This is a genomic window from Gracilibacillus ureilyticus, assembly GCF_900111195.1.
Taxonomy (GTDB): Bacteria; Bacillota; Bacilli; order Bacillales; family Amphibacillaceae; genus Gracilibacillus; species Gracilibacillus ureilyticus.
Window position 1 is genome coordinate 426,763 of sequence record NZ_FOGL01000001.1, and the last position, 12,331, is coordinate 439,093.

General features: G+C 36.7%; 17 protein-coding genes. All 17 read right to left on the reverse strand.

The window, feature by feature from the left end; all coding sequences use genetic code 11:
- Nucleotides 1–36: 36 nt before the first annotated feature.
- Nucleotides 37–921, reverse strand: coding sequence for a polyprenyl synthetase family protein (locus BMW36_RS02160; RefSeq protein ID WP_089738507.1), 885 nt, complete (start codon nt 919–921; stop codon nt 37–39).
- Nucleotides 922–1,155 (reverse strand): exodeoxyribonuclease VII small subunit, encoded by a 234-nt coding sequence (xseB, locus tag BMW36_RS02165; protein WP_089738509.1) that lies wholly within the window; start codon nt 1,153–1,155, stop codon nt 922–924.
- Nucleotides 1,148–2,497 (reverse strand): exodeoxyribonuclease VII large subunit, encoded by a 1,350-nt coding sequence (gene xseA / locus BMW36_RS02170; protein WP_089738510.1) that lies wholly within the window; start codon nt 2,495–2,497, stop codon nt 1,148–1,150. The genes xseB and xseA overlap by 8 nt, the downstream gene beginning before the upstream one ends.
- Nucleotides 2,498–2,627: 130 nt before the next feature.
- Nucleotides 2,628–3,488, reverse strand: a complete 861-nt coding sequence (gene folD / locus BMW36_RS02175) for a bifunctional methylenetetrahydrofolate dehydrogenase/methenyltetrahydrofolate cyclohydrolase FolD (protein WP_089738512.1) — start codon at nt 3,486–3,488, stop codon at nt 2,628–2,630.
- A 17-nt stretch (nt 3,489–3,505) separates the two neighbouring features.
- Nucleotides 3,506–3,883 (reverse strand): transcription antitermination factor NusB, encoded by a 378-nt coding sequence (nusB, locus tag BMW36_RS02180; RefSeq protein ID WP_089738515.1) that lies wholly within the window; start codon nt 3,881–3,883, stop codon nt 3,506–3,508.
- Nucleotides 3,884–4,048: 165 nt separating this feature from the next.
- A complete protein-coding gene (locus BMW36_RS02185; RefSeq protein WP_089738518.1) occupies nt 4,049–4,453 on the reverse strand; it encodes an Asp23/Gls24 family envelope stress response protein in 405 nt (134 codons plus the stop codon).
- Between the two features lie 31 nt (nt 4,454–4,484).
- Nucleotides 4,485–5,843, reverse strand: a complete 1,359-nt coding sequence (accC, locus tag BMW36_RS02190; RefSeq protein ID WP_089738520.1) for an acetyl-CoA carboxylase biotin carboxylase subunit — start codon at nt 5,841–5,843, stop codon at nt 4,485–4,487.
- A 12-nt stretch (nt 5,844–5,855) separates the two neighbouring features.
- On the reverse strand, nt 5,856–6,344 hold the full coding sequence (gene accB / locus BMW36_RS02195) for an acetyl-CoA carboxylase biotin carboxyl carrier protein (RefSeq protein WP_089738522.1): 489 nt from the start codon (nt 6,342–6,344) through the stop codon (nt 5,856–5,858).
- Nucleotides 6,345–6,491: 147 nt separating this feature from the next.
- Nucleotides 6,492–7,076 (reverse strand): SpoIIIAH-like family protein, encoded by a 585-nt coding sequence (locus BMW36_RS02200; RefSeq protein ID WP_089738523.1) that lies wholly within the window; start codon nt 7,074–7,076, stop codon nt 6,492–6,494.
- Nucleotides 7,077–7,095: 19 nt separating this feature from the next.
- Entirely contained in the window at nt 7,096–7,737 is a 642-nt protein-coding gene (spoIIIAG, locus tag BMW36_RS02205) for a stage III sporulation protein AG (protein WP_089738526.1), read from the reverse strand.
- Nucleotides 7,730–8,350: a stage III sporulation protein AF gene (spoIIIAF, locus tag BMW36_RS02210; protein ID WP_089738528.1), complete on the reverse strand. Its 621-nt coding sequence runs from the start codon at nt 8,348–8,350 to the stop codon at nt 7,730–7,732. Before spoIIIAF ends, spoIIIAG begins: the two co-directional genes overlap by 8 nt.
- An 11-nt stretch (nt 8,351–8,361) precedes the next feature.
- Entirely contained in the window at nt 8,362–9,534 is a 1,173-nt protein-coding gene (gene spoIIIAE, locus BMW36_RS02215) for a stage III sporulation protein AE (RefSeq protein ID WP_089738530.1), read from the reverse strand.
- 15 nt (nt 9,535–9,549) lie between these two features.
- Entirely contained in the window at nt 9,550–9,942 is a 393-nt protein-coding gene (spoIIIAD, locus tag BMW36_RS02220) for a stage III sporulation protein AD (RefSeq protein ID WP_089738532.1), read from the reverse strand.
- A 5-nt stretch (nt 9,943–9,947) separates the two neighbouring features.
- Nucleotides 9,948–10,154 carry a stage III sporulation protein AC gene (gene spoIIIAC / locus BMW36_RS02225; protein WP_089738534.1) on the reverse strand — a complete coding sequence of 69 codons (207 nt, stop codon included), beginning with the start codon at nt 10,152–10,154 and terminating at the stop codon, nt 9,948–9,950.
- Nucleotides 10,155–10,168: 14 nt separating this feature from the next.
- Nucleotides 10,169–10,681, reverse strand: coding sequence for a stage III sporulation protein SpoIIIAB (gene spoIIIAB, locus BMW36_RS02230; protein ID WP_089738536.1), 513 nt, complete (start codon nt 10,679–10,681; stop codon nt 10,169–10,171).
- Nucleotides 10,678–11,601: a stage III sporulation protein AA gene (gene spoIIIAA, locus BMW36_RS02235; RefSeq protein WP_089738537.1), complete on the reverse strand. Its 924-nt coding sequence runs from the start codon at nt 11,599–11,601 to the stop codon at nt 10,678–10,680. Before spoIIIAA ends, spoIIIAB begins: the two co-directional genes overlap by 4 nt.
- Nucleotides 11,602–11,760: 159 nt before the next feature.
- Nucleotides 11,761–12,318, reverse strand: coding sequence for an elongation factor P (gene efp, locus BMW36_RS02240; RefSeq protein WP_089738540.1), 558 nt, complete (start codon nt 12,316–12,318; stop codon nt 11,761–11,763).
- Between the last annotated feature and the right edge of the window lie 13 nt (nt 12,319–12,331).

Genomic DNA, 12,331 nt, shown 5'->3' on the forward strand with positions numbered 1-12,331 from the left:
TTATATTATACCATTAAATTAAGTTTTACTCAATCCTTATTGATTTCGACTGCCTAAATAATCAACTAACTTTTCCAGCAAAGTCCCGTTTAGTTCCATTTCTTCTAGTAAGTTTTTTGCCTGTTTAACATATCTGTTTTTATGCTCAATTGCCCCGTTTAAACCTAAAAGGGATGGATAAGTTGATTTCTGATTATCCTCATCACTGCCGGAGGCTTTTCCCATTATTTCCGAATCACCTATAACATCGAGTATATCATCCTGAATCTGAAATATTAACCCGATTAGATTACCGAATCGCTCCATCTTTTGTAGAATCATGCTGTCTGCTCCGGCTAAATAGGCCCCTGTAACGATTGAAAAAGTTAGCAGTCTGCCTGTTTTTAACTGATGTATTTCCTCTAATTGTTCAACAGATATGCTTTCCTTTTCAGCCTGCATATCCATTAGCTGACCTGCAACCATTCCTTCTAAACCACTTGCCGATGCCAATTTAGAGATAAGAAATACTTTCTCAGTGTCCGAATAGCAAGCTGCATTTGAAATCACGTGAAAACTGTTGGTCAGTAATCCGTCCCCAGCTAAAATCGCTGTCGCCTCATCAAATTTCTTATGATTTGTTAACATTCCCCGTCGATATGTATCATTATCCATTGCCGGCAGATCATCATGAATCAGAGAATATGTATGGATCATTTCCAGTGCCATGGCTGCCGGATAAACTTTTTCTGAGTCACCGTTTAAACCTTCACAGGTTAATTTCATGAGAATTGGGCGCAGCCTCTTCCCACCCGCCTCGATGGAGTACTTTGTAGAATGATTTAGCAGCGGTGGCATGGAAAGCTTACTAAGATAAGCAGATAACAACTCGTTAAGCTTATCCTGCTCTTTTTTTAAATAATTCGATAAATTTGTATCCACCTAACTTTCCTCCTGTATCGTAAATAACGATAACTCGCCATTCTCATCCATTATTTCTTTTAACTGTTTATCAGCTTGCACTAATTTGTCATGACAGATCTTGGATAACTTTGATCCTTCTGCATAATATTCCATTGCCTTCTCTAATGGAATGTCTCCTGCTTCCATTTTTCCAACTATTTCTTCTAACTTTTTGAGTGCTTCCTCAAAGGATAACGATTGGTCATTAGCCATTATTATTCCCCTCCACATTCTTTACTTTTCCAAATACTTTACCATCTGCTAATTGGACGGTGAAATTATCGCCAACTTTTACTTCAGAAGCTTTAGTAATTAAATCTTCATTCTCATTATAAGCGATGGAATAACCCCTTAACATAATATTCATTGGATTAAGAAGCTCTAATTGAGACAACTGATGGCTGAATTTTGATTTGTTTTTCTCGATAAGATGGTTCCCCTGCTGAACCAATTGATTATGTACGCTTTTTAATTTTTCTTCTTTTAAATGAATGATTTTTTCCGGATTAATATATTCCAGTTGTTTATCCGCATACTTCCACTTGTCCCATTTTTCTTTGGCGTACCTGTTTATTGATAATTGTTTTCTTTCGATTAAACGATCCAGTATCTGTTCTTTCTCAGTTATAAATCGTTTCGGATATTTAAACGCATAAGATTCCTGCAATCTCTTTAAGTCTTGCTTCTGATGATGAATGTATCTGTTATGATTGTTTGTTAACATCCGGTTTAACTGCTGCACATACTCCATTATTTCCTTCCTTGATGGTACGGCAATCTCTGCCGCCGCAGTAGGTGTTGCCGCACGAACATCTGCTGCAAAATCACTAATAGTAAAGTCTGTTTCATGACCGACAGCAGAAATAATCGGAATGGAGGATTGAAAAATAGCACGAGCGACTTTTTCCTCATTAAAAGCCCATAATTCCTCGATTGATCCGCCACCTCTGCCCAAAATAATCAGATCTATTCCTTTTAGGCTGTTTGTCTTATTAATCGCTTCAGCAATCGAATCTTTTGCATATTTTCCTTGTACAAGAATAGGAACAACCAATACATTAACAAGAGGATACCGTCTTTCTAATGTTGTCAGTATATCTCTTACAGCAGCCCCTGTCGGTGAAGTTAAAACAGCAATTTTCTCCGGATATTCAGGTATCTCTTTTTTGTGCTGCTGGTCGAATATCCCTTCTTTTTCAAGCTTTTCTTTTAATTGTTCAAAAGCCAGATGCAATGCTCCAATTCCGTCTGGCTGCATCTCCTGAATGTAAAGCTGATATTGCCCGCTTGATTCAAAGACGCTTACATTCCCCAGCAGCAGTACTTTCATTCCGTCTTCTGGCTTAAAGTCCATATTCATATTCTGGCTCTGAAACATGACAGCTCTTATACTGGCATTATCATCTTTTATTGTCATATACATATGGCCTCTGCTGTGGTGTTTAAAATTAGAAATTTCCCCTCTTAGCCAGATATTACTTAAATGCTTGTCTACATCAAATTTCTTTTTAATATATCTGGTTAAAGCCGTTACCGAAAGATATTTATCCTCCATTAACAACACTCATTTCCTGCAAATATTAACTTCTTACTATTTTAGGTAAGCTCCGCAAAATAAATCTTAATAGAAAAGGCCATTAGCAATAATTGCAATGACCTTATGTTGTTTAAAAACATTTCATAAATTAACTATTTACACCATTATGTATTTTTGCTGATTTGATTGTATTATGCAATAGCATGGTAATTGTCATTGGTCCAACACCTTTTGGAACAGGTGTGATGAAACTTGCTTTTTCTTTTGCACTCTCAAATTCAACATCCCCAGTTAATGTACCTTCCTTTGTCCGATTCACACCGACATCTATTACTACTGCACCGTCTTTAATATAGTCGCCATTGATAAAATGCTCCATCCCAACTGCTACTATTAGAATATCTGCCTGATTGATATATTTTTCCATATCATTAGTCCTGGAATGACAATAGGTTACTGTTGCATTTTCGTTTAATAGCAATTGACCTACCGGTTTACCGACGATATTACTTCTGCCTATGATAACAGCATGCTTTCCTTCGATCTTAATATCCTTCGATTTCAGCATTTGAATAATGCCATAAGGTGTACAAGGAAAGAATGTATCTTTACCTGTCATCATTCTTCCGATATTAATTGGATGGAAGCCGTCAACATCTTTCTCTGGTGTTATTGTTTCAATTACTTTTTGTTCATTGATATGCGCAGGTAATGGCAGCTGAACGAGAATACCATGTACCTCTTCTTTATTATTTAATTCGTTGATTAGTGATAATAACTCCTCTTCTGATGTGGAATCTGGTAATGTAATTAAGTCTGATTCTACACCCACATATTCCGATGCTCTTTGCTTCCCAAGCACATAGGATTTAGAAGCAGGATCGTCCCCGATTAAAATAACGGTTAAGCCAGGAATAATTCCTTTCTCTCTCAAGTCCAGTACTTCATTTTTCATTTCGTCTCTCATTGACTGAGCTAATTCACTTCCATAGATAACTTCTGCTGCCATGATTTCTTCCCCCTATATTATAACATTTTTGATAAAACACCATTTATAAATTTACCTGATTTATCGTCACCAAATATATGAGCAATTTCGATTGCTTCATTTATCACAACACTGGGAGGTGCATCTTTTTCATAAAAAAGTTCATATGTTGCAATCCTCAGCAATGTTCGTTCAACTGTTGCTAAACGATTCAATGACCATTTCTCCAGGTGTGCGGATATTTTAGTATCAATTTCTTCTTTATTCTCTACAACACCATTTACTAAATTAATTAAAAAGGAATCCTGTTCTGTCTCATCGATTAAATAATTTCTTGCTTCTTCTACATTATATTCTTCTCTGTCCAGCGGAAAAAGAATTTGCAAAGCTTTTTCTCGTGCAGTTCGTCGTTTCATTGTTCTATACTCCTTATCACGATCAAATTCATGGTACATTTCATTTACAAATGATATCATGTTCTGAATTTGATTACCAATATCTAAAGAAAAAAATTAAGACAACGGTTGTTAAAGGTTATTATTAGTAAACAAAGCCCACAAGTTGATTGTGGGCTTTCTTCTTTATTCTTCATTTTCTTGATTGTCCTGGTTAGGATTCTGTTCCATATGGACACCAACTATGTGAATGTTAATCTCTTTAATGGTTATTGCTGTCATATTTTCGATAGTTTGTCTCACGTTTGTCTGAATACTTTCAGCTACTTTAGGAATAGAGAATCCGTAATCAACGACAGTGTATACATCGATCAATACACCATTCTCGGTCAAATCTACTTTAACACCTTTTCCATGTGTTTTCTTTCCTAATTTCTCTGCCACCCCTGAAGCAAAGTTCCCGCGCATACTTGAAACTCCGTTAACTTCTGTTGTAGCAATACCGGCAATGACTTCAAGGACATCTGGGGCAATTTCCACTTTACCAAGCTGGGAAGGTTCTCCTACATGCAATAAATTCGCATTCGTCATATTTCCCCTCCTTTTCTCCTAATAAAAGTTTCTACTCTTCATCCTTCATTATACTATACTTTTCTAAAAATCTTGTATTAAAATCACCTTCAACAAATACTGGATGAACCATCATTTTCCTGTGAAAAGGAATCGTTGTGTGTACCCCTTCAATAACAAATTCATCTAAAGCACGCTTCATTTTATGAACAGCTTCATCCCTTGATTTCCCGTAAGTGATCAATTTGGCAATCATGGAATCATAATATGGAGGTATCCGGTAACCGGGATATGCCGCAGAATCAATACGAACACCAAGCCCGCCTGGGGCAAGGTACATAGTTATCTCACCTGGTGAAGGCATAAAGTCCTTTTCCGGGTTTTCTGCATTAATACGGCACTCAATCGCCCAGCCATCAAATGTAATATCTTCTTGTGTATAGGATAATGGTTCATTGTTGGCAATATTGATCTGCTCTCTGATTAAATCAACACCTGTTACCATTTCTGTAACGGGATGCTCCACCTGAATCCTTGTATTCATTTCCATAAAATAGAACTTATTTTCCTTATTATCAAATATAAATTCAATGGTACCAGCACCGGAATAGTTAACTGCTTTGGCAGCTTTGACAGCAGCATCACCCATTTTCTTACGCATTGATTCACTGATAGCAGGTGACGGAGTCTCCTCAATCAATTTCTGAAGTCTTCTCTGAACCGTACAGTCACGTTCCCCTAAGTGAATAGCATTTCCATGGTTATCTGCTAAAACCTGAATTTCGACATGCCGGAAATCCTCAATGAACTTTTCCAGATAGACACCAGGGTTCCCAAAAGCTTTTTCAGCTTCATTTTGTGTAACACGAATCCCTTTCATTAATTCCTCTTTATCTCGTGCCACACGGATTCCTTTTCCGCCACCACCGGCAGTTGCTTTTATGATCACAGGGAAACCTATCTGGTTTGCAACTTCCAATGCCTGTTCTTCATTTTCAATAATTCCATTTGATCCCGGAACTACCGGAACTCCTGCCTCTTTCATCGTTTCTCTTGCAACATCCTTTGTTCCCATCTTCTGAATTGCATAAGAACTTGGACCAACAAAAGTAACATTGCAAGCCTGACAAATATCAGCGAAATCAGCATTTTCAGATAAAAACCCGTAACCCGGATGGATAGCATCAGATTCTGTTAATGTTGCTACACTCATAATATTTGTAAAATTCAAATAGCTCTCACTACTTAGTTTTGGACCGATACAGTATGCTTCATCTGCTAGCTTCACATGTAAAGCATCACGATCTGCTTCAGAATAAACTGCAACTGTTTCAATCCCCATTTCTTTACATGTGCGAATGATTCTTACAGCAATTTCTCCTCGATTCGCAATTAAGAGTTTCTTAATCACAGCTTCATCCCCTTATACTGACTTAATCCGAAATAATGGCTGGCCATATTCAACTAGCTCACCATTTTCAACTAAAATTTCTGTAATGGTTCCATTTACATCTGCTTCAATTTCATTAAATAATTTCATTGCTTCCACAATACATACGACTGTATCTCCATTTACAGTGTCGCCAACTTGTACAAATGCAGGCTTATCTGGTGAAGGAGAACTGTAAAATGTTCCGACCATTGGTGAAACAATTTCGTGATCATAATCCTTCACGGCATCTTGCTGGGCAGGAACTTCCTGTGATACTTCTTCTGTTTTCACTTCATTATGTTCCACTGGTGATGGCTGGATTTCCACCGGTTTATGTACAGATTCCTTGGCAACTGTTTCCACTACAGCATTATTCTTTTTTAATTTTATTTTTGCTCCATTTGCTTCATAAGTAAATTCATCAATTGATGATTTATCTAGTTTTTCAATTAGTGTTTCCAATTCTTTAATTGATAACATCCCATTGCACCCCTTCATTCTTAGTTACATTTAATAACAGGTACTAATAACTCCTTTTAACATTTTACGCAAACAATAGTAAAACTGCAACAATTTTAAAAAGAAAAACGACAGTAATAAGATGATTACTGTCAAACAATCTATTTATTAATTTGTTTGATAAACAACTTCAATGTCCACTTCACCAAACTCCTGCTTTGTTTGCTGAATGATCTGGTTGGCTTCTTTGCTTGTCAGGGAATCGACTTGAACTGTGACTACCACATTTCCATCTGAAACATTGCGTACAAGTACTTCTTCAAATCCGTTGGAAGATTTAATCATATCCTCAACAATTGTCTCTTTTGACTCCAGTAATTCAATTTCCTTCATTGCCTCATATGCCTGGCTCTTTTCTTCAGAAGTTGCTTCAGCTGATGCCACGATTGTTTCCAGACGTTCTTTCTCCATACTTCTCTGATTAGTAATTTCCATTCGGACAGCAGCAAAATGTTCTTCAGAGGAAATGGATGAGGTGTCTAATTCTTTAGCAAGTTCTTCTTCGTCTTCCAAATCTGTAATACCTTCCTCACCAGAATTATTCAGAGACTGGGAAGTTACCTGATCCTGATTTTCCAGATCTGTATCAAAGTACGCTAAATCTCCTTCATTTGGTGCATTTAAATAATAAACACTTAACACAATCATTAAACTCAACATTGTCAATAACCATACTGTTTGTTTTTTTAACATCATTCTTCCTCCCTTAAATCTATTTATTTTTAGGCATGACAGATATGCGGTGTGCCGGTACATCCAACACTTTCGACACGGCATCTATCACCCATTTTTTCACTTCCAGATTATCAACACCTGTTGCTACAACGAGTACCCCTCTTACCCCCGGTTTCTTAGTCTGTACAAGTAAAGGTACTTCCTGATCACCTTGTCTTAATATCACAACAGTCTGCTCTCTCGTTTCATCATCAATTCTTCTCTCTCCGCCATTTTGATCCGTTTCATTCGTTACCTGTGATCCTATTATTAAGTTTTTCTCATATACCTGTTCATTCGTTGCATCAAGGTTGACCATAACGTCCACATTAGAGACACCAGTTATTTTTTCCAGTAAATTGTTTAAATCATTTTCATACGCCTCCTCCAATCCTTTAATTTTTGTTGTCGCATTAGATGATTCCTTCTGTTTCCAGGTTTCTTCATCTTCTGTACTTTTTAATTCTTCATCTAAAGGTTTAAAGTTCTGTTCCTGATCAGTTGATTCTGACTGGAACATGTTGCTAACTAAAAGAAGAAAGACACCAACTAGTCCGATTAATGCAATATAATGAAGTTTCGTTGGCTTTTTTTCACGAGATTTTAAAGATGATAAAAATTGCTTCAGTTTATCAATCACTTTCTTCCTCCTCCCATTCTATGATGATGTTCTCTTCACTCACCTGCCATTCTTTCGCAAGAAACTCCAGGACTTCTTTATTTTCCGGATGTTGTTCTTCCTGATCAGCTGCTGGTTCACCCACTTCAATCTCAATTGTTTCGACAGTTTTCAGAACACCCTCTTCATATGGAATAACTTGTACGAAAACATTATCTATACTGGCCTGTTCATCATTTGATTCACTATCCAGTGAAACTTCTAAATGTGAAATAGATAATTGAAAAGTTGATTTAAGCTCCTCCTCTACTATATTTTCCATTTGGACAACCACTTCTTCTAATACATATGCTTGATTGACTGATTCTATTTCACTTTTCTTTGTATTTGTTTCATTTTTAATCAGTTGATCCAGTGACTCCATTTGTTGGGATTCAATCATAGGTGAAATAAATTGCTCCAGATCTACCTTAAAGAGAGACAACACTGGCTGAAGAATGATCAAAATTAATAATACTCCGATCACTAATTTGGCGTATTGTTTCATTTTAGAACTGGGAAGAATTAAATCAACGATTAATGCTAAAATCATGTATATAATGATTTGAAGAATCCAGCTTGTCACATACTCCATAGTCACTCCACCTACCTCACCATCATTGTTATATTGCTGGAGACTATGAGAATAACTACAGTGAAGAAAAACATGAAAGAGACGAGCAGTAATGCGGCAAATAAGTACAGAATGTGCTTACCAATAATATCTAAACACTCAATTACCGGTCCGTCCCCGATTGGCTGAAGAATTGCTGTTGTTACCTTATACATTAATGAGATGATGAATATTTTTATTGCCGGAAACATCACAATAATAATCAGAATAACTATACCTATAATCCCTATACCGTTTTTAATTAGTATGGTTGCACTCAAAACCGTATCCGTTGCGTCCGTGAATATCCTTCCAATAACCGGTATAAAATTTCCTGTTACAAATTTAGCTGTCTTCATTGCTATTCCATCCTGAATGGCACTAGCAGCACCCTGAACTGATATAACTCCCAGAAAAACAGTCAGCAAAATCCCCATAATGCTTATAGCAATGTTTTTAATTAAGTTGGCAAGCTTTGTTGCCTTGTATTCTGAATTCAGTGTACTAACAATCTGCAGAATGGCGGATAGTAAAATTAACGGGAGAACTACTTTGGAAACAACAAAGACACTTGTATGGATAAGAAAAATAATGATTGGATGAAAAAATGAAATCGATAAAAGATTTCCCAATGAGGCTAATAACCCTAGAAGTAATGGAATTAGAGCAATTAAAAAGCTTTGCGCCATGTCAATTGTATCGGTAACATAAGTTGCGGCGAGTTGAAAACTTTTCATTGCAATGATGATTAACATTATATACACAACGGCATATGCTACTTTACTGACAACTTTTCTTTCAAATGCATTCTGAATCGTTTGCAATAATAAACAAAACAATGTCAGCAGCATCAATGTAGCAAGTAATTTACCATTCTCAATAATTTCATATAAGAAAAAGCGGATAAAGCCTTTGAACCATGATTTCAAGCTGATTTGATTCTGGTCTCTCACCATTGTCCAAAAATCACTTTTCCTAAGCTCAGGGAATACATTACTGTATTGTTCAGAAAGATGTTCCCAGTAACTTTCCAGTTCACTACCTGTAAGAACTTCCTGATAACTTCTTAAAGCTTCATTCGATTCTTCTGCTGCAATAGTTTCAATTGGTTGTCCAAATATTAATAATAAAATCAAAATGCAGACTGATATATTGCAAAGTTTCATAATAATCCTTCCCACTTACGATATTGGAAAAAGGTGAATAATTGTTTCTATCAGTGACTGAAATATAGGTATGGCTAAAATTAATATAAATATCTTTCCAATGAGTTCTATTTTATAGGCGACAGACTCCAGTCCTGCATCTTTAACTATATTTGATCCTATTTCTGCGATATACGAAATGCCGATTATCTGCAGGATTGTTTTAATATAAAAACTTTGTATTTTTGCTTCCTCTCCGAGATATGTTACTAGTTGCAGGATCTCCTTCACATAGTGGATAGTAAATATCAGAAAATAAAGTACCGTAAGAACGATAATCAGGTAAGCAATGGCAGGCTGACTATCTTTCAGTAAAAGCACAAGCACTGCTGAAACAATACCTATGCTGACAACTTCAAATATTCCCATCCTGATTACCCTCTAAAAAAAAATACAGCCCGAATCTGTTCAAACAGGTCAGAAATGCTGTTGATTACAAATAATAACACGATGATAAAACCAACAAGACTGACAAACTGGGCAAACTCTTCTTTCCCCATCTGTTTTAAAACAGTATGAATCATTGCTACAACAATCCCGATGCCCGCAATTTGAAATAATATACTTGTATCACCAACCATCACTAATCACCTTTCTATAGCAAGAGTAATGCAATAAATACTCCAGATAATAATCCTAAGCTGCCAGATACTTTACCGTAGCGCTGATTCATTTCAATAGATTCTTTATGTTTATTTTCCAGGTGAACGATCGCTAATTGGATATATTTTTTCTGTTGGATAATATCGTGTTGACCTAGGGTTTTGCCAAATTGCTTTATAATTTCTTTGTCTTCTTTACTTAAAGCTGCTCTTGTCCAAAACTGATCCACTTCTTCTTCCCAGATTAGATATAAATCGGTCTTTTCATACTGTAACCTTTTACTTACACTAAGAAAGAATCCTGAAAGTGGATCACCGATTTGCTTTGCAATATTTTCACATGCATTTTGTACAGTTGCATGACTGTATACCATTTCCGCTTCAAGTATTAGTAATGCATTTTTCCATAACCGCAATGCTTTAGGACGTTGCGCTAATCTTCTGGAATAGTCCATCCCGGTAAAAAAACAGGTTAGGATAACTAATAATGCTCCAATCCATTTCAATATACTCCCCTGCCTCGTTGAGCAATTTTGTTACCATCGCAATCAAGAACCTCGATCACTTCTCCGGCCTGACAGGTATTTGACAGTACAAGCATTCGGCTAAAAACCTTTTGATCGATTAACGATGATAATGCCGGTCTCCTCCGTATTTCTTCATAGCTTCTTCCATGAACGGAACACATAATCGTTACACCTGCATTAATTACTTCCAGAATGGCTTGTACATCTTTTTCGCTCCCAATTTCATCAACAATAATGACTTCAGGCGACATTGACCTTACAAACATCATCATACCTTCCGATTTGGGGCAATGGTCTAGCACATCTATACGTAAACCACTGGATTCTTGCGGGATACCATTTAATGAGGCACAAATTTCTGACCTCTCATCAACAACTCCGGTTTTTTGGGCAGGAAGTTCTTTCCATCCACTAGAGGTGAATCTTGCCAAATCTTTTAGTAGTGTCGTTTTTCCTGATTGTGGCGGGCCAATGACTAACGTGTTCATATAACGATTATCGTAAAGTAAAGGAAGGTATTGCTTAGAAATTCCAACTACCTCGTTCGAAATTCGGATATTGAAAGAGGAAATATGTTTTATCGCCTTTACTGAACCATTTTCGACGATAACAGAACCCGATATCCCTATACGGTGACCGCCTTTAATCGTGATATAACCCTGCCGTAATTCTTCTTCCAGCCGGTAGATAGAATGCTCACTAATTCTGTTTAAAATATATTTCGCTTCTTGCTGTGACAATCTCTGGTGGGTAATCCAGTGTATATCACTGCCACTATTTATTTCGATGGGCCTGTTAATTCTGAGGCGTATTTCCTGAGGTGTGAAAGAATGTGAATGAATATAATTCTGTATATCTTTAGCCATTTGATCTGGTAATAAGGAATAAATTACTTCCATAGTACATTGCCTCATTTCCATTAAACCTTTTTTCTCTACCCATTCTATGCATAAAGATATTAGTTATTACAGGAAAAGCCCGTACAAAAGATATTTGCAAATAAAAAAAAGAGAGGAACAAGTGTTTCCACCTGTCCTCTCTTTTGAAAAATCTATCTCCTATGCACGGGAAACATATTTCCCTTCACTTGTACTGATTACAAGCACATCCCCCTCATTGACGAAGAATGGTACCTGTACTACCAGACCTGTTTCTAATGTGGCAGGTTTCGTACCACCGCTAGCAGTGTCACCTTTAATACCAGGTTCCGTTTCTGTTACTGTCAATTCAACATTGTTTGGTAAATCTACTCCAATCGTTTCACCCTGATAGGAAAGAATGTTTACTTCCATATTTTCTTTAATAAATTGAAGTTCTCTTTCGATTTGGCTAGCTGGAAGTTCTGTCTGTTCATAACTATTTGTATCCATAAATGTATGAGTATCCCCGGAAGCATACAAATACTGCATTTTGCGGTTCTCAATATGTGCACGATTTACTTTTTCCCCGCCGCGGAAAGTTTTTTCCTGTATACTGCCATTTCTTAAGTTACGTAATTTGGAACGGACAAAAGCTGCACCTTTACCTGGCTTAACGTGCTGAAACTCCATTACCTGCCATATTCCGCCATCCACTTCAATGGTTAATCCTGTTTTAAAATCGTTTACTGAAATCATGCTATTCCTCCTC